This is a genomic window from Streptomyces griseoruber, from assembly GCF_001514205.1.
In the GTDB taxonomy this organism is placed as follows: domain Bacteria; phylum Actinomycetota; class Actinomycetes; order Streptomycetales; family Streptomycetaceae; genus Streptomyces; species Streptomyces griseoruber.
The window spans coordinates 771505-788588 of record NZ_KQ948763.1 but is presented as its reverse complement, the minus strand read 5'-3'; the positions used below and the strand labels follow the sequence as shown (position 1 = coordinate 788588).

At 73.6% G+C, this 17084-nt stretch carries 13 protein-coding genes and 1 pseudogene; 4 read left to right on the top strand and 10 right to left on the bottom strand.

From position 1 onward, the window contains the following. Positions 1 to 31: 31 nt before the first annotated feature. From AQJ64_RS03320 to AQJ64_RS03305, 4 genes are all read right to left on the bottom strand, one after another. Positions 32 to 1129 carry a trans-aconitate methyltransferase gene (locus tag AQJ64_RS03320; RefSeq protein ID WP_167738974.1) on the bottom strand — a complete coding sequence of 366 codons (1098 nt, stop codon included), beginning with the start codon at positions 1127 to 1129 and terminating at the stop codon, positions 32 to 34. Then, positions 1126 to 2334 carry a glycosyltransferase family 4 protein gene (locus AQJ64_RS03315; RefSeq protein WP_055633341.1) on the bottom strand — a complete coding sequence of 403 codons (1209 nt, stop codon included), beginning with the start codon at positions 2332 to 2334 and terminating at the stop codon, positions 1126 to 1128. Before AQJ64_RS03315 ends, AQJ64_RS03320 begins: the two co-directional genes overlap by 4 nt. Then, a complete protein-coding gene (locus tag AQJ64_RS03310) occupies positions 2331 to 2729 on the bottom strand; it encodes a 6-pyruvoyl trahydropterin synthase family protein (protein ID WP_055633342.1) in 399 nt (132 codons plus the stop codon). The genes AQJ64_RS03315 and AQJ64_RS03310 overlap by 4 nt, the downstream gene beginning before the upstream one ends. Positions 2730 to 2845: 116 nt before the next feature. Further along, positions 2846 to 3838, bottom strand: a complete 993-nt coding sequence (locus AQJ64_RS03305; RefSeq protein WP_055633343.1) for a zinc-dependent alcohol dehydrogenase — start codon at positions 3836 to 3838, stop codon at positions 2846 to 2848. A 108-nt stretch (positions 3839 to 3946) separates the two neighbouring features. Here AQJ64_RS03305 and AQJ64_RS03300 point away from each other — a divergent pair, with 108 nt between their 5' ends. Continuing rightward, positions 3947 to 4705, top strand: coding sequence for a CDP-alcohol phosphatidyltransferase family protein (locus AQJ64_RS03300; protein WP_055633344.1), 759 nt, complete (start codon positions 3947 to 3949; stop codon positions 4703 to 4705). 142 nt (positions 4706 to 4847) lie between these two features. Here the strand turns inward: AQJ64_RS03300 and AQJ64_RS03295 are convergent, their stop codons facing one another. Genes AQJ64_RS03295 through AQJ64_RS03280 form a run of 4 tightly spaced genes read right to left on the bottom strand, consistent with a single transcriptional unit; the run spans position 4848 to position 9920 of the window. After that, a complete protein-coding gene (locus AQJ64_RS03295) occupies positions 4848 to 6101 on the bottom strand; it encodes an MDR family MFS transporter (RefSeq protein WP_099053928.1) in 1254 nt (417 codons plus the stop codon). Beyond that, on the bottom strand, positions 6098 to 7849 hold the full coding sequence (locus tag AQJ64_RS03290) for an ABC transporter permease subunit (protein WP_059202392.1): 1752 nt from the start codon (positions 7847 to 7849) through the stop codon (positions 6098 to 6100). Before AQJ64_RS03290 ends, AQJ64_RS03295 begins: the two co-directional genes overlap by 4 nt. A gap of 5 nt (positions 7850 to 7854) precedes the next feature. Then, positions 7855 to 9363 carry an ABC transporter substrate-binding protein gene (locus AQJ64_RS03285; protein WP_059202391.1) on the bottom strand — a complete coding sequence of 503 codons (1509 nt, stop codon included), beginning with the start codon at positions 9361 to 9363 and terminating at the stop codon, positions 7855 to 7857. 11 nt (positions 9364 to 9374) lie between these two features. After that, positions 9375 to 9920: a GNAT family N-acetyltransferase gene (locus tag AQJ64_RS03280; RefSeq protein WP_079061464.1), complete on the bottom strand. Its 546-nt coding sequence runs from the start codon at positions 9918 to 9920 to the stop codon at positions 9375 to 9377. A 147-nt stretch (positions 9921 to 10067) separates the two neighbouring features. Between AQJ64_RS03280 and AQJ64_RS03275 the strand changes: the two genes are divergently transcribed. Next, entirely contained in the window at positions 10068 to 11015 is a 948-nt protein-coding gene (locus AQJ64_RS03275) for an ATP-binding protein (RefSeq protein WP_055638928.1), read from the top strand. A 56-nt stretch (positions 11016 to 11071) separates the two neighbouring features. After that, entirely contained in the window at positions 11072 to 11464 is a 393-nt protein-coding gene (locus AQJ64_RS03270) for an SCO5389 family protein (protein WP_055638929.1), read from the top strand. 52 nt (positions 11465 to 11516) lie between these two features. Here AQJ64_RS03270 and AQJ64_RS03265 read toward each other — a convergent pair whose 3' ends face one another. After that, positions 11517 to 13793 (bottom strand): serine/threonine-protein kinase, encoded by a 2277-nt coding sequence (locus tag AQJ64_RS03265; protein ID WP_059202390.1) that lies wholly within the window; start codon positions 13791 to 13793, stop codon positions 11517 to 11519. A 289-nt stretch (positions 13794 to 14082) separates the two neighbouring features. Beyond that, positions 14083 to 14764, bottom strand: a pseudogene (locus AQJ64_RS45225) (family 1 glycosylhydrolase); the annotation flags it as partial. Between the two features lie 243 nt (positions 14765 to 15007). Here AQJ64_RS45225 and AQJ64_RS03250 point away from each other — a divergent pair. Next, positions 15008 to 16852, top strand: a complete 1845-nt coding sequence (locus AQJ64_RS03250) for a hypothetical protein (protein ID WP_055635778.1) — start codon at positions 15008 to 15010, stop codon at positions 16850 to 16852. Positions 16853 to 17084: the final 232 nt, after the last annotated feature.

Below are 17084 nucleotides of genomic sequence, written 5' to 3'. Positions count from 1 at the left end.
TCGGCCCGCGCGCTCACCGTCTCGGCGCTCATCAGACGCGCCCCGTCGGCCGGGCCAGGGCGAGCAGGTCGCTGTGGTGGACGGTGACCCTGAGCTCGCCCGCCTGGCAGGCCGTGACGCGGGCCGCGAGATAGCCCTCGGCGCGTTCGGCGAGGTCGGGGCGCTGCTCGACGGCCGCGCCGACCCAGCCGCGCAGCCACTGGGCGGTGAGCGCGGCGTGCTCGGGGCCGAGCCGCCAGGGGCTCGGGTGGACCTTGACGGTGGCGCCGTGGTCGGCGAACGCCTCGCAGGCGACGCCCACCGCGTCGGGGCCGAGGAGGCCGCCGCGCCGCTGGTGGTCGTTGAAGGCGGCGGCGAGCTCCTCGTCCAGCGGGTCCGGCGCGGAGAACTCGACCCGGCCGGCGACGGACAGCGTCAGCAGCGCCGGGCAGCCGGCGCCCGCGCAGGCCGCGGCGAGCGTCTCGACCTCCTCGCGGGTGAGGACGTCGAGGAGGGCGGAGGCGGTGACGAGGGAGGCGCCGGTCAGGGCGTCCGGGGTGAGCCGGGCGACATCGCCGCGCCGGGTCTCGACGGTGACCCGGCTGCCGTCGGCGGCCGCGCGCGGCGAGGCGACGGCCGCGAAGTGCAGCAGGTAGGGGTCGCGGTCGTGCAGGATCCAGTGCTGGCCGCCGTCCAGGCGGGGCGCGAGCCAGCGGCCCATCGAGCCGGTGCCGCAGCCCAGGTCGTGCACGGCGAGGCCGCCGCTGCGCCCGTTCGGCAGGTTCGCGAGCCGGATCCGCAGCGGGTCCAGCAGGTCCACGGCCCGCGCCGCCGCGTCCGCGGGCTCGCGCAGCTGGAGCCACTCGGGCGCGTACCGGGGCTGGTCCTCGGGACCGGCCTCCCGCAGCCGTACGGTGGGCCGCTCGCCGGGGCGGGTGACGGGGCCCGCGCCCGCTATCACCGCGTCGGGGTCGGCCGCGGCGTCGTGGTCCACGGCCGGGACGTCGGTCACGGCGTCGGTCAAGGTGTCGGTCACGGTGTCGGTCACGATGTCCGTCATGGTGGGGGCCTCCTTCGGGCCCGGCTGGGTGGGGATGGCTCCCACGCGCCGCGCCGCCATGTCCGCCGGGGTCGCCGTCGTCTTCCTCATGCCGCCCTCCGCGGTTCGCCGGGCAGCCGGCCCAGCACGCCGGCCAGGCTCTGGGCGGTGGACGCCCAGCCGTTCAGGGCCGCCCGGCGGCTGCGTGCGGCCGCCTTCAGCCGGCGCCGCACGTCCGCCTCGCCGAACCAGCCGCGCAGTTCCGCGGCGAGGGCGGCGGGGTTCTCCGGCGGGACGAGGATGCCGGGCATCCCGCCGTCGGGGGCGCGGCCGACGGCCTCGGGCAGCCCGCCGACGTCGGTCGCGAGGACCGGGATGCCGCGGGCGAGGGCCTCGGTGACCGCCATGCCGTAGGTCTCGGCGTAGGAGGTGAGGACCATCAGGTCGGCGGAGGCGTACGCGGCGTCGAGTTCGGCGCCCGCCTTCGGGCCGGCCAGCTCCAGCCGGTCCTCGAGGCCGTACCGGCGGATGAGGCCGCGCAGATGGGAGACGTACTCCGGGTCCTGGCCGAGGCCGCCCACGCACACGCAGGACCACCGCAGGTCGGTCACCGCGGCCAGCGCCTCCACCAGCCGGTGCTGCCCCTTGCGCGGGGTCACGGCGGCCACGCACAGCAGCCGGGAGACACCGTCGGTGCCCGAGGCGAGGGGTGCGATGTCGGCGCCGGGGGCGGCGCAGTGCACCTTCTCCGGGGCCAGGCCGTGGTGTGAGACGAGCCGGCGCACCGCCCAGTCGCTGGTGGCGATCACCGCGGGCACCGCCCGCAGCACGGCCCGCTCCTTGGCGTCCAGCTCGGCGGCCACCTGCGGTTCGAGGCCGGTCTCGTCGCCGAGGGGGAGGTGGACGAGGACCGCGAGCCGCAGCCGCTCCGCCTCCGGCACCACGATCTCCGGGACGCCGCAGGCGACGAGCCCGTCGAGCAGGACGACCGCGCCGTCGGGGAGCTCGGCCAGGGTGCGCGCCAGTTCCGTACGGGCGGCGGTCTCCGGGCGCGGCCACAGGCCGTTCACCAGGTGCTTGTGGACCTGCCAGCCGAAGCCGGGCAGGTCCAGGCAGACCCGCCGGTCGTAGGCGTTGCCGCCGCTGGGGTTGGCGGTGTCGTGGACCCCGCCCGGCATGACGAAGTGCACGGAGCGCAGAGACATGGGGATGAGGTCACCCGCCTTCCGGGCCGTCGGGGCCGTGGGGGTCTTGGGTGCCGCGGTCTGCGCGGGCACGTAGGCGAGCGGGGCCTTCTCCAGGGTCACCTCGGTCACAGCGCACGCTCGTAGCTCGCCCAGGCGATGTGCGACTCGTGCAGGGTGACGGAGAGCGAGGCGATGCCGCGGGCGCCCTCGCCGAGCGCGCCCTTGTGGATGCGCTCGGCGAGCCGGTCCGCGACGACCTTGGCGAGGAACTCGGTGGAGGTGTTGATCCCGGCGAAGTCGGGCTCGTTGTCCAGGTTGCGGTAGTTCAGCTCGCTGACCACGGCACCGAGCTCCTGGGTGGCCAGGCCGATGTCGACGACGATGTTGTCGTCGTCCAGCTGCTCGCGGCGGAACGTGGCGTCCACCAGGAACGTCGCTCCGTGCAGGCGCTGCGCGGGTCCGAAGACCTCACCGCGGAAGCTGTGGGCGATCATGATGTGATCGCGGACGGTGACACTGAACAACGGACGACCCTCCAGGTGCGGCGCGTCTGGTCCCCCGGCCGTTGGCCGCCGGGGGATGCCGTGTAGTACGGCTCTTGGCTTCCCCTTGTTCAGAGCGATCTCACTCTTTTCTCAGGTCAGGCGCTCTTGCCGGACTCCGACGCGTACCTGACACGGTGACAGAGTGCGGGGATCTCGCCCGAGGCCAGCCCCGGCATGACCTCCGGCAACTCCTCGAACGCGCTTTCCCCCGTGACGAGCGCGTCGAGTGCCGGATCGGCCAGCAGGTCGAGGGCGAGCGCGAGCCGGTCGGCGTAGCTGCGGTCGGCGCGGGCCGGGGAGACGGTGCCGACCTGGCTGCTGCGGATGACCAGCCGGCGCGAGTGGAAGGCCTCGCCGAGCGGCAGCGCCACCCTGCGGTCGCCGTACCAGCTCAGTTCGAGGACGGTGCCCTCGGCGCGGAGCAGCTCCAGTGACCGGGTCAGGCCCTGTTCGGTGGCGCTGGCGTGCACGACCAGGTCGCAGCCGCCGAGCGCGTCCTCGGGCAGCGCGAAGCCGACGCCGAGCGCCTCGGCGGTCTTCGCGCGCGCCGGGTCGGCGTCCACCAACTGGACGCGCACGCCCGGGAAGCTGGCCAGCAGCGCGGCGACCGAGCAGCCGACCATGCCGCCGCCGACCACCGCGATCCGGTCCCCGACCAGGGGCTTCGCGTCCCACAGCGCGTTGACGGCGGTCTCGACGGTGCCGGCCAGCACGGCCCGCCCCGCGGGCACGGAGTCCGGTACGACGGTGACGGCCGTCGCGGGGACGACGTACCGCGTCTGATGCGGATACAGACAGAACACGGTCCGCCCGACGAGCCGCGCGGGCCCCTCCTCCACCACGCCGACGTTGAGGTAGCCGTACTTCACGGGCGCCGGGAAGTCGCCCTCCTGGAACGGCGCCCGCATGACCGCGTGCTGGCTCTCGGGCACCTGTCCGCGGAAGACGAGGGTCTCCGTGCCGCGGCTGACCCCGGAATACAGCGCACGGACGACGACCTCGCCCTCGGCCGGCTCCGGCAGGGCGACGTCCCGTATCCCGCCCCGGCCCGGGGCGTCGATCCAGAACGCGCGTCCGCTGCGGTTCATCGGCATCCTCCTGAACGATCTGCGACTGGTGCACGTACCGAGGTGTGCACAGGTCGCGCACAGTACGCGGCACTGATCATCTCTGTCACCTGGCCGGAGGAATGTGCGGTGGCCCTGAACAACACTTACGACGCAAGGCTGGTCCAGCAGGAGACCGCTGTGGGAGCGGGCGTTCAGATCCTGTTGCTGGCCCTGCTCGGCTCGGCGATCGGCATGGGGCCGGCGGGCTGGGTCACCGGCCTCGTCTTCGCCGTCGCCACCTGGGCCGTCCTCTCCCGGGCACTGCACCGCTCGCGGCTGCGCTCCTTCGGCCCCGCCAACCGGGTCACCCTGGGCCGCGCCACCCTCGTCGGCGGGGTGACCGCCCTGGTCGCCGACTCCTTCGAGTCCACCCCGCCGGTGACCCTGCTGGTCGGCCTCACCGCCGTGGCCCTGATCCTCGACGGCGTCGACGGCAAGGTCGCCCGCCGCACCGGCACCTCCACCGCGCTGGGCGCGCGCTTCGACATGGAGGTCGACGCGTTCCTCATCCTCGTCCTGAGCGTGTACGTCTCCATGGCGCTCGGTCCGTGGGTGCTGCTGGTCGGCGCCATGCGCTACGTCTTCGTCGCCGCCGCCCGCGTCGCGCCCTGGCTCAACGCCCCGCTCCCGCCGAGCATGGCCCGCAAGACCGTCGCCGCCCTCCAGGGCATCTGCCTGCTGGTCGCGGGCGCCGACCTCCTCCCCCACGCCGGCAACGTCGCCGTCATGCTGCTGGCCCTCGGCACCCTGCTGTGGTCCTTCGGCCGCGACGTGCTGTGGCTGTACCGCACCTCCCGGATCCGCACGGCACGTCCGGCGGAGCAGCGGGTGCTGGAACTCGCCTAGACCGCCCAGGGGTTCACGCCCCCCACCGTCGCCCCCCCACGGGAAAGGGCCCGCACCGTCACGGACGGTCCGGGCCCTTCCGTATGGCCTCTTCCGTAGGGCCTCTTCCGTACGGCCTCTTCCGTAAGGGCCTTGCCTGGGGCTACGGCCGTGTCGTGTCCGGTTGTACGGCCCTGTCGGCGACGTCGCCACGACGGTGGGCGCGGCCCCGGCCGGGCAGCAGGGCGATCGCGGCGGCCGGTACCGCGGCGAGCAGCAGCCAGGGCACGGCCGGCGGGAGCCCGGTGTCGAGGAGGGTGCCGGTGGCCGCGCTGCCGAGCAGCACGATCAGACCGGAGACCGAGGACAACGCCCCGGTGTAGAGGCCGAGTCGGCCTCTCTCCGCGAGGTCGGGGACCCAGGCGCGGACGGCGGGCGCGATGAGCATCTGGCCGAGGGTGAGCAGCACGACGAACCCCGCGGCGGGCAGCAGCCCCGCCGTCCCGGTCCGCCCGGCGGGCAGCGCCGCTGCCACCACCGCGAACCCGGCGGCGATCAGCGCCAGCCCGGCCGCCGTGCAACGGTGTGCGCCGATCCGCTCACCCGCCCACCGGGTGAGGGGCAGTTGGGCGGTCACCACCAGCAGCGACGACAGCGCGAACAGCCAGGCCAGCGGCGCCTGCGAACCCGCCGCGCGCTCCACCTCGGCGGGCAGGGCGAGGTACAGCTGGTTGTAGGCGAGGAGGTAGGCGCCGTAGGCACAGCACAGGGCGAGGAAGCGGCGGTTGCGCAGCAACGGTCCCATCCCTCCACGGACTTGGACCCGCTCCCGGCCGGGAAGGCGCCGCGGCAGCAGCCGGGCGTGGGCGAGCAGCACGAGGACGAAGACCCCGGCGCCGGCGAGGCACACGGTCCGGAAGTCGACCGACAGCAGCAGCGCGCCGAGCAGCGGTCCGACGAACGCCCCGGCCTGTCCGGCGACCGTGAACAGGGCCAGCACCCGGGTCCGCGGACCGCCGCCCGCCTCCTCGTGCGCGACGGCCTGCCGGGCCACCTCCGACTCGACCGCCGGGGAGAAGAGGGCCGCGGCGAACCCGACGAGCAGCACCGCGCCGGTCACCGTCCAGGCCCGCTCGGCGTACCCGAGCCAGACGAACCCGGCGATCCGCAGCGCACAGCCGGCCAGGACGACGGGCCGCACCCCGTACCGGTCGGCCAGGGCACCGCCGACCACGAACAGCCCCTGCTGGCTGAAGGTCCGCAGGCCCAGCACGAACCCCACGAGCCATCCCGCCATGCCGACGGCCCCGCCCAGATGCCCGGACAGGAACGGCAGCACCGCGAAGAAGCCGATGTTGAAGGCGAGTTGGGTGAGGACGAGCAGCCGGAGGAGCGCGGGGAGCCGAAGGAGGTTCACCGTGCCCCGCCAACTCGCGCACCCGCTCGCCCCGTCGCGGTGACCGCGAGGGCGCCCAGCAGGGCGAGGACGGCGGCGGGGGCGAGCACGGCCCAGGGAGCGCGTTCGGCGTAGGGCTGGTTCTCGGCGAGCAGCAACCCCCACTCGGGCGACGGCGGTTGGGCGCCCAGCCCGAGAAAGCCGAGCGAAGCCAGCGCGAGAGCGACCCCGGGCAGCCGCAGCAGGCCGTGCCGGACCACCGGCGGCAGCACGGCGGGCAGGATCCCCCTCCGCAGCAGGTACCAGCGCCCGGCACCGAGAGCACGGGTCGCGGCCAGATGCAGGGTGGCCCGCTCCTGCCGCAGCAGCGCGGAGGTGTGCGCGGCGAGCGGCACCCACGCCACGACGGCCACCGCGACCACGGGCGTCGCACCCCCGCCGCGCCAGAGCGCGGTGACCAGCAGGGCGGCGAGCACGGGCGGTACGGCGTTGACGGTGTCCACGAGCGGCCCGGACAGCCGGGGCAGCAGCCCGAGCAGTACCCCGGCGACCAGGGCGAGCGCGCTGACGGCGAGGGCGAGGAGCAGGGTGTCGAGGGCGCCGTGGGCGACGCGGGCGAGCATGTCCCGGCCGAGGGCGTCGGTGCCGAAGGGGTGGGTGGTGGAGGGGGGTCGGAGGCGGGTGGTGGTGTCGAGGGCCAGGGGGTCCCGGGGGAAGCCCGCGGCGATGACGCCGAGCAGCAGGATGCCGTATGCAAGGGGCAGGATCCTGCGGACGGTAGACGGCCGACCGTGAAGTGTGTGCAATGGCCGGTGGAGTGTATGCAACGCTCCGTCACGCAAGGCGGTGCCGACGAGCCGCCCCACGGCGAGGCGGGCAGCGGCCGTCGTGACGGCGGCGAGCGCGACGAGCGCGAGGGCGGCGGCCTGGAGGACGGGGAGGTCCTGGGCGAGTGCGGCCTGGAGGGTGGTCCGGCCCAGGCCGGGGATGTCGAAGATCTGTTCCACGGCGACCGCGCCTCCGGTCAGTCCCACGGCGAACAGCCCGAGGTTGGGCAGCAGTCCGGGTACACAGCGCCGGAGCGCCTGGCGGGCGATGTTCCGGCCGGGCAGGCCGCGTGCGGTGGCGGCGGACGCCCAGGGTTCGGCGAAGGCGGCGGGCAACCGATCGTCGAGGAGTCGGCCGAGGACGGCTCCGGCGGGCAGGCCGAGGGCGAGGGCGGGCAGGACGGTCCACTGCGGCCCGTACCAGCCGAGGGCGGGCAGCCAGCCGAGCCGTACGCCGACGACGGTGGCGAGGACGGAGGCGGTGAGGAACTCGGGCAGCGCGGCGAGCACGGCGGAGAGCGAGCCGCCCGGGATCCGCCCGTGCAGTCGGCGACGGGCGCCGAGGTGGAGCGTGCGGGCGCACACCGCGGCGGCCGTGCAGCAGGCGACGACGAGGGACACCGCCATCAGCAGCAGGGACGCGCCCAGCGCCTGCCCGACGGCGGGGGCGACCTCGGTGCCGGAGATCCAGGACCGTCCGGCGTCCCCGTGCCACAGCCCGCCGAGCCACCGCCCGAGAAGCACCGACGGGCCTTCCTCCAGGCCGAGTCGGGTGCGAACGGCGGCCAGGGCCTCGGGGTCGGGGTCGCGGTCGGCGGAGCGGGCCTTGAGGACGGTGAGCGCGGGGTCGGTGTGCGAGAGCCAGGGCAGCAGCCCGATCCCGCACACCAGCGCCGCGGCCGGTGCGGCGCGCCACAGCAGCGCTCCCCCTCTGCTTCCCATGCGGTTCAGCGCCGGGTGCCGGTGCCGACCAGGGTGCGTTCGTACGGGTCGAGGAGCACCCCGCCGACGGTGTCCGCGACCCCGGTGACGACACGCTGGTGGACCAGGGGGACGACGGCGTCGGTCGCGAGGATCACGGCCTCGGCGGCCAGGGCGGCGTCCTGCCGCTCGCTGGTGTCGGCGACCGTCCGTGCCCGCTCGACGGCCCGGTCGACGTCCTTGTCGCACAGCAGCGCGAGGTTGTAGCCGCCGTCGCAGGTGAAGTCACTGGCGAGCAGCGAGACGGGGTCGCCGGTGTCGAGGAGGCTGTTGCGGGCGCCGACGAACGCGTCGAACTTCCCGGCCAGCGCGTCGCTCTCCAGCCGCGAGTACTCCCGTACCTCCAGTTGCACCGTGAATCCCGCCTTCTCCAGCTGCTGCTTCAACACCTGGGCGGCTTCCGGGAGTTCGGGCCGGTTGTCGTAGGTGGCGAGGGTGACCGGGGCGCCGTCGGGCTTCTTCGCCTTCGCGCGTCCGGTCGGCGTGAGCCGCTTGCCCCCGGCCCAGGTGACGGCGGGGCCGTAGATGCCGGCGCCGGGGTCGGCGTGGCCCTCGTAGACGCCCTCGGCGAGCGCGCCGGTGTCGACGGCGGCGCGGGCGGCGGCCCGCAGTGCGGCGTCCTTGAAGGTGCCCGACTCCGTGTTGAGGAGCAGGCTCGTGGTGCGGGTGGTGGCGGTCTCGCGGCGGCTGCCGGCGTCCAGCGCGGCGGCCTGGGAGACGGGTATCGCCTCGGCGAGGTCGATCTGCCCGGTGCGCAGGGCGTTGGCGCGGGCGGTGCCGTCGGCGATGAAGCGGGCGTCGATGCCGGAGGCCTGGGCGCGGCCGCCCCAGTAGTCGTCGAAGCGGTCGAGGGCGGCGGAGGTGGTGCCGGTGACCGCGGTGAGGGTGAAGGGGCCGGTGGCGGTGCCGACCGGGTCGACGGCGCCCTTCCCCCCGTACGCCTTCGGGGCGAGGACGGCGAGGGACGGGCTGGTCAGCCGCAGCGGCAGGACGGGGTCGGGGTCGGTCGTGGTGATCCGTACACCCGTCGCGCCCTGCGCCCGGGCCGTGAGGGTGACGCCGGACAGGGCGGCCGGGGCGGGCGCGGCGCGGCCGGCGCGGGTGAGGGCGGTGACCACGGCGGCGGGGGTGACCTCCGTGCCGTCCTGGAAGACGGCCTCGCGCAGGGTGAACCGCCAGGTCCGGTCGTCCTCGCGGCGCCAGGACGAGGCGAGCGCGGGCACGGCGGCGCCGTTGGCGTCGAGGGCGGTCAGGCCCTCGGTGACGCCGAGGCGGCTGAGGATCGTGGCGTCGGCGCCGTACGGGGAGAGGTTCTCGGCGGGCGGGAAGGCGAGGGCGACGCGCAGCCGCGCTGCGTCCTTGCCGCCGGCTGCCGCTCCGGCGTCGCCGGTGGCGGCGAAGCAGCCGGTGAGCAGCGGGGCGAGGAGGAACGCGGTGAGGAGGCGCGGGCGGCGGGGAGGGCGAGGCGGGTGCATGGGGGGACGACCTAGGGGGTGAGGGAGGGCAGGGGGACCTCGAAGTGGATGATCCGCTGGCCGCCGTCGGGGTCCTCCCGCTCGTCGTGCACGACCTTGCCCAGCGACCGCCAGAAGCCCTCGGCTCCCTCGACGGCCGGGTCGGTGTGCAGATAGACGGAGCGGTATCCGCCGTCGGCGGCGGCGAAGGCGAGGAGTTCCGCGACGAGTCGGCGGGCGAGACCGCGCCGCCGGTGCTCGGGACGCACGTACACCCGGCGCAACTGTGCGGTCCCGCCGGACGGGAAGCGCTCGGCGACCTGCCGCGGGTTCGGCGGATGGGCAGGCCCACGGGAGTCGAGCGCGGCGGTGCCCACGACCTCGCCGCCGACGCCGTCCAGCGCCACCAGCAGGGTGTGGCGGACCGGGGTGAGGTAGGCGGCGGCCGGGTCGACGATGTCGCCGTGCCAGCGGGGGACGTATCCGGTGCCGAAGTCGCGGTAGACGGTGTCGAGCATGACGGCACGGGCACCGTCGAGGTCGTCGTGGCCCGCGGGCCTTATGCAGTAGCAACGCACCTGCACATCATATGCATTAAGCGTCCCACCAATGATCGCCACCCTTCCCGACCTCCCCGGCCTCCCCCCTCCCCGACTTGACAGTGATCACGACCGAGCCCTAAACCTAGCCACATGACATTCATTTTCAAAACGGCGGGCCGGTAGATGCGCGTCGCGTTCGTCGGCAAGGGCGGCAGCGGCAAGACCACCCTGTCGGCGCTGTTCGCCCGCGAACTGGCACGGTCGGGCGCCCCCGTACTGGCCGTCGACGGCGACATCAACCAGCACCTGGCCGAGGCGCTCGACCCCGGCGCCGGACCGTTCACCGCTCCGCCCCTGGCCGCGCACACCGGCGAGATCAAGGACCTCCTGCGCGGCACCAACCCGCGGATCGCCTCCCGCGAGGCGATGATCAAGACCACCCCGCCGGGCCGGGGTTCACGCCTGCTGCACCTTCTGGGCGACGACGCGTTGCACGCCCGCCACGTCCAACAGGTCGGCGGCGTCCCGCTGATGGTCACCGGCGCGTTCGACGAGAGCGATCTGGGGGTGGCCTGCTACCACTCCAAGCTCGGCGCCGTCGAGCTCTACCTCGGACATCTGGTCGACGGCCCCGGCGAGTACGTCGTCGTCGACATGACGGCGGGCGCCGACGCCTTCGCCTCCGGCCTGTTCACCCGCTTCGACATGACGTTCCTGGTGGCCGAACCCACCCGCAGGGGCGTCTCCGTCTACCGCCAGTACCGCGACCACGCCGCCGAGTTCGGCATCCCGCTCGCCGTGGTCGGCAACAAGGTGACCGGCGAGGACGATCTGCTGTTCCTCAAGGAGCAGGTGGGCGACGACCTCCTCACCCACCTGGCCCTCTCCCCCTGGGTCCGCTCCGCCGAACGCGGCACACCGCAGGGCGAGTTGGAGTCGGCCAACCGCCACGCGCTCACCGTCCTGCGCGAGACGGTCGACGCCCGCCCCAAGGACTGGCCGACCCTCCACCGGCACGCCGTCGAGTTCCACCTGCGCAACGCCCGCGCCTGGGCGGACACGGCGACGGGCCAGGACCTGGCGACCCAGGTGGACCCGGAGTTCGTCCCGGGCCCCGCGTCGCTCACCTGACCACCCCGGCGTTTCCCCCTTTCCCTTCCCCTCCCCCCTACAGAAACAGGACACCCATGTCTCTCGACGTCTCCCCGAAGCTCCTCGCCGAGGCCGAAGCCGGTGACATCCGCGAGGCGGACTTCGTCGACACCGTCCGCACCTCGCTGCCGTACGCCTACGACCTCGTGGAGTCCCTCTCCGTCCGACTGCACGCCGGCATCGCCGAGTTCACCGACAACCAGACCCCGCCGCCGTCCGAGCAGGAGCGCGGCCAGCTGCTGCGCGCCCTCGCCAGCGACGCGATCCGCGGCAGCCTGGAGCGCCACTTCGGCGTGGCCCTCGCCTTCCAGAACTGCCACCGGGTGGCCGCGTTCCGTCCGGAGGCCCGGGACGGACAGACGTACACCCGGTTCACCTCGACACGGGCACAGGTGCTGAACCAGTCGGCGGAGCTGCGGGACTGCTGACCGGCGAGCCCAGGGTGACGGCGGGCGCTCCTCGCCCGTTCACCCGCCGGCGTCACAGCCCCCAGTCCGGCAGGCGCGGATCACTCACCGCCCCGGGGACGTCGCACCCCGGGCGCAGTTCCTTGTACGCCTTGGCCTCGTCGTAGGTGAAATCGGCTCCGTACCCGCTGTACGACACGGCCAGGGCGACACAGGCGGCCTCGGTCCCGGTGTCCACGGTCCCCGGGTCCAGTTGCCCGGCGCCGTGCACCGCGGCGTCCTGGCAGTTGGCGAGGGAACCGTGGTCGTCCGCCTGCTCACCGCTCGCGGCCGCCTTGTCGAGCGCCACGACGGCGTCCGCGCAGTCGCGCGGCATCTTCGTCGCCTCGAAGCCGATCCCTTCGATCAGCGCGTCCACTGCCGCGTCGGTGGTCTCGTCCGGCTTCCCGTAGGTGTAAAGGAGGTACTTGCTGTACGGCAGCCACCACACGCGGTGACGACTCTTGCGCGAGCCGTCGTAGTCCGGGAGCACATCGGTGCCCATGGTCCAGCTCATGGCCTTCCGGCCACCGATGTCGGTCAGCGGGCGCGCCCTCACGGAGATCACCGACTCGTCCGTGGACGTGGAACCGTCCTCGCTCTCGATCGTCCACATGGAACCGGAACCCGACTGCCCCTCCCGGATCTCGTCGAGCGTCAGGCTCGGGGCGTACTGGATCCGGACGCCGGTGTCGGGGTCGCTCTGCGCCGAGAAGTCGACGCTGGTCGCGACGGTCGGTTCCTCGGAGGTGTCCCCGTCGTATCCGGCGTCGGTGTTCTCGTCGCCCGACTGGAACACCAGTCCCGAGTCGGCGGCAACGGTGACGCGCAGGCCACCGAACACGGCCACCGGTTCGGGCTCCTGTTCCTGTTCTGCCACGGCCCCTTCCGCACCCGGCGACTCGTCCGCCGCGGGGGTCGCCGTGGTCGGGGCCGGGCTGGGCGCCGTCCGCTGCGGCTCGGCCGCCGTACTGGCGACGGTGTCCGGACCGGTGGCTCCGGTCTCGTCGTCACCACCCCCCGTGACCGCCGCCACGGCCCCGGCGGCCGCGCCCAGGACCGCGGCGGCCGCCAGCGTGTAGGCGACGGCCCGGCTCCGCCTACGACGGCGGGCGGGTGCGGGCGCCGGGACGGGAGGCGGTACGGAATCGGGGGGCGAGGGCGGAGTGGGTGGAGTGGGCGGAGCCGGGGGAACCCGTCCGTCCGCGGGCGCGCCTCCCGGTGGCGTCGTCGCACCGGACGTCACCGGGCGGGAGGGCTCCCGCGGGGGCACCGACGGGCCGGCGGGTTCCGCACCGACGGGCCGTCCGTCGACGGCTTCCTCGTCGGCCGCTTCCTTGCCGATGGCTTCCTCGCCGGCCGGATGTCCGGCGGGCAGGGGAACGTCCCATCGCCCGCGGTCCAGAGCCACCGTGACCTCGGCGTCGACACCGGCGTCGGCGTCGGTATCGCTCCGCCCGGGACCGCGATCGACGGACCGCGTGTAGGACACGGTCGGAAAGACAGCGGTACCGGTCGGCCCGTAGATCGCCGCGGTCCGTCCGGCGATCTCCGCCGCCACCGGTCGCTTCCCGGGCTCCTTGTGCAGGGCATCCCGGACCAGGGGCAGCAGGGCGTCGGGCACGCCCACGAGCGAGGGCTCGGCGCTGACGATACGGTGCGTGATCCCCGTGGGGGCACCGAAGGGGTGGGAGGCGGCCGCGGCGTAGGCGACGAGCATCCCCCACGCGAAGATGTCGCCCGCGGGAAGGGTGGTGCCTTCGGTGAGCTGCTCGGGGGCCATCCAGCCCGGGGTCCCGGTGGTCATCGAGGTCGCGGTGATCGCGGTGGCGTCCAGGTGGTGGGCGATGCCGAAATCGACGACGCGTGGTCCGTCGGCCGCGAGGAGCACGTTCGTCGGCTTCAGGTCGCGGTGGGCGACCCCGGCGTCATGGATGCAGGCCAGCGCGTGCGCGACGGCCGCCGCGAACGTCAGCAGGTTGTCCGCGCGCATCGGGCCGGTATCACGGACATGCTGGTGGAGGGTGTTGCCGTGGACATAGGCAGTCGCCAGCCAGGGAAGCGCGGCTTCGGCGTCGGCGTCGACCAGGGGGACGAGATAGGGACCCGTGACCTTGCCGAGCATGGTGGTCTCACGGCGGAAGCGGGCCCGGTGCGCGGGGTCGGCGGCGAAGTTCTGGTGCAGGACCTTGACGGCGAGGGGGGTGCCGCCGTCGGGGTCGGTCGCGTAGTACACCGACCCCATGCCACCGGTTCCGAGGTGCCGGATCGGCCGGTAGGGACCTATGCGTTCGGGGATGTTCACCGGCACGGCCCGTTCCCCGCCGGGCAGGGCCGCTGTCCGGCGGACGGCGCACGCCCCCGGAGACCGCACTGTCGAGTCATGTACCCCCCTGGTGTCCTACGCCCTACGGCCACCGATCGGACCGGCGCGGCACGGCCGACCGGCACACCGCCCCGACGGGCAGGGGTGACGGCGGCTCGACGAAGCCCCCCTCATCAGCGGAGCCACTTTAGTACCGGACTGCCGAGAGGTGACAAAGGGGCTGTTGGACCTGGTTGCGGACGATGCGGCCGGATGTACGCGGGACGCCCGCCCACGCCGCCCGCCGCACCCCCTCCCGATGCCACCGGATGATCTCCGCATACCGCCACCCGCTCCCCTTCACCGTCCGCGCCTGGGTCCGGTAGTCCACGTGGACGAGGCCGAAGCGTTTGGCGTAGCCGTAGGCCCATTCGAAGTTGTCCAGCAGGGACCAGGCGAAGCAGCCGACCAGCGGGGCGCCCTTGCAGGTGGCGGAGGCGCAGGCAGCGAGGTGGGCGGTGAGGTAGGCCAAGGCCTGGCGTTCGGGGTCGTGGACGGTGGCCGTCGGGGCGTACGGCGTCCGGGTAGGCGGAGCCGTTCTCGGTGACGTACAGGCGGCGGGCGCCGTACTCGTTCGACGGGAAGCCGCAGCCGTGGACGGGGTCGAGCCAGCAGCGGTTGGCGTGGCCATCCATGCGGTGGGCGGCGGCGAGGTCCTCGGGGCGGTCGTCGGCCGGGTGCACGGTGGAGAGGTTGTTGACGATGCCGAGCCGCGCGTGCGGTACGGCGGCGCGGACGGCCTGGACGGCGAGGCCGTGGCCGAGGAGCAGGTGGTACGAGGCGCGGACCGCGGCCGTCAGGTCGGTGAGGCCGGGGGCCATGGTGCCTTCGAGGTGACCGATCCAGGCCGCGCAGAGGGGTTCGTTGAGCGTGGTCCAGTGGGTCACCCGGTCGCCCAGGCGCTCGGCGACCAGCGAGGTGCAGCGCTTAATTTAGGACGTGAGTTAAACCTCGGAAGAGGGAGGCGTCAAGAGGTGCGGCATCGCTCGGGGAACTCGCGCACCACCACTTGACGTAAGCGTTCGGGTAGTTGAAGCATTCAGCGACGAGAGAGCGCTCTCAACAGCACTGCCGTTCACTTCCTGAATCAGCTGTCTCCGTCCCGTGTGTCAGCCGTTCGCCACGAGCCGCCCGAGCCGCCCCACCGAGGAGAGCCGCCCATGACCCACACCCCCGAGCAGTCGCCCGCGCAGTCCACCGGGCAGTCCCCGGCGCAGTCCGCCGGGCAGCCTGCCGGCCCGCGCCGCAGAGCCGTCCTCGCGGCGGCCGCCGCGGCCGCGCCCGCCCTCGCCGGGGGGCCGGCCGCACCGGCCTCGGCCGCTCCACACACCCCGCGCGCCCCGCGCACCCGCCTTCTGCCGGGCGGCGGGGATCTCGGCCCGAACGTCCTCGTCCTCGATCCGTCCACCCCGGACATCCAGGCCCGCCTCGACCAGGTGTTCCGGCAACAGGAGTCCGCCCAATTCGGCACCGGGCGTTACGCGTTGCTGTTCAAGCCCGGCACGTACCACGGCCTCAACGCCCAACTGGGCTTCTACACCTCCATCGCCGGCCTCGGGCTCTCCCCCGACGACACCACCATCAACGGGGACGTGACGGTCGACGCCGGCTGGTTCGGCGGCAACGCCACGCAGAACTTCTGGCGTTCGGCGGAGAACCTCGCGCTCGTCCCCGCGAACGGCACCAACCGGTGGGCGGTGGCCCAGGCGGCCCCCTTCCGCCGGATGCACGTCCACGGCGGCCTCAACCTGGCGCCCAGCGGCTACGGCTGGGCCAGCGGCGGCTACATCGCCGACAGCCGCATCGAGGGTGAGATCGGACCCTACTCGCAGCAGCAGTGGTACACCCGGGACAGCGCGATCGGCAGCTGGCTCAACGGCGTGTGGAACATGGTCTTCTCCGGCGTCGAGGGCGCCCCCGCCCAGAGCTTCCCCAGCCCGCCCTACACCACCCTCGACACGACGCCGGTCTCCCGCGAGAAGCCGTTCCTGTACGTCGACGGCGGCGGCGCCTTCCGGGTGTTCCTACCCGCCAAGCGGACCGGCGCGCGCGGGGTCAGCTGGGGCAACGGCACCCCGCGCGGCACCTCCCTGCCCCTGTCGCGGTTCTACGTGGCCCGGCCGGGCGTCCCGGCGGCGACCCTCAACCAGGCCCTCGCACAGGGACTCCACCTGCTGCTCACCCCGGGCATCTACCACCTCGACCGGCCGATCCGGGTCGACCGCGCCGACACCGTCGTCCTGGGCCTCGGGTACGCCACCCTCATACCGGACAACGGCGTCACCGCGCTGAAGGTCGCCGACGTCGACGGGGTCCGCCTCGCGGGCTTCCTGGTGGACGCCGGTCCCGTCAACTCGCCGACCCTGCTGGAGATCGGCCCGCGCGGCGCCTGGCGCGACCACTCCGCCAACCCCACCACCGTCCAGGACGTGTTCGTCCGGATCGGCGGCGCGGGCGCCGGCAGGGCCACCACCAGCATGGTCGTCAACAACCGGCACACCATCGTCGACCACACCTGGGTCTGGCGCGCCGACCACGGCGACGGCGTCGGCTGGGAGACCAACCGCGCCGACTACGGCGTCGTCGTCAACGGCCACGACGTGCTCGCCACCGGACTGTTCGTGGAGCACTTCAACAAGTACGACGTGCAGTGGTACGGCCAGCGCGGCCGCACCATCTTCTTCCAGAACGAGAAGGCCTACGACGCCCCGAACCAGGCCGCCGTCCAGAACGGCCCCCTCAAGGGCTACGCCGCCTACAAGGTCGGCGACGACGTCACCACGCACGAGGCCTGGGGCCTGGGCAGCTACTGCTACTACAACGTGGACCCCACGATCGTCCAGCACCACGGCTTCGCGGCCCCGAACACCCCGGGCGTGAAGTTCCACGACCTGCTGGTGATCTCCCTCGGCGGCAACGGCCAGTACGAGGCGGTGATCAACGACACCGGGACGCCCACGTCGGGGACCTCGACCGTGCCGTCGACGGTGGTGTCGTATCCCTGAGCGTGTATCCCGGAGGCGGCATCTCGGATGCGATATCCGAGATGCGGTATCCGAGATGCGATATCCGAGATGCGGTATCCGAGATGCGGTATCCGGGAGGCGGTATCCGAGATGCGGTATCCGGGAGGCGGTATCCGGGAGGCGGTATCCGGCATACAGCCCTCCGGATGTCGTATACCGCAGACGGTCGACTCCGGTGCGCCCTCGGGGGCTCCGTATACAGGAGCCCCCG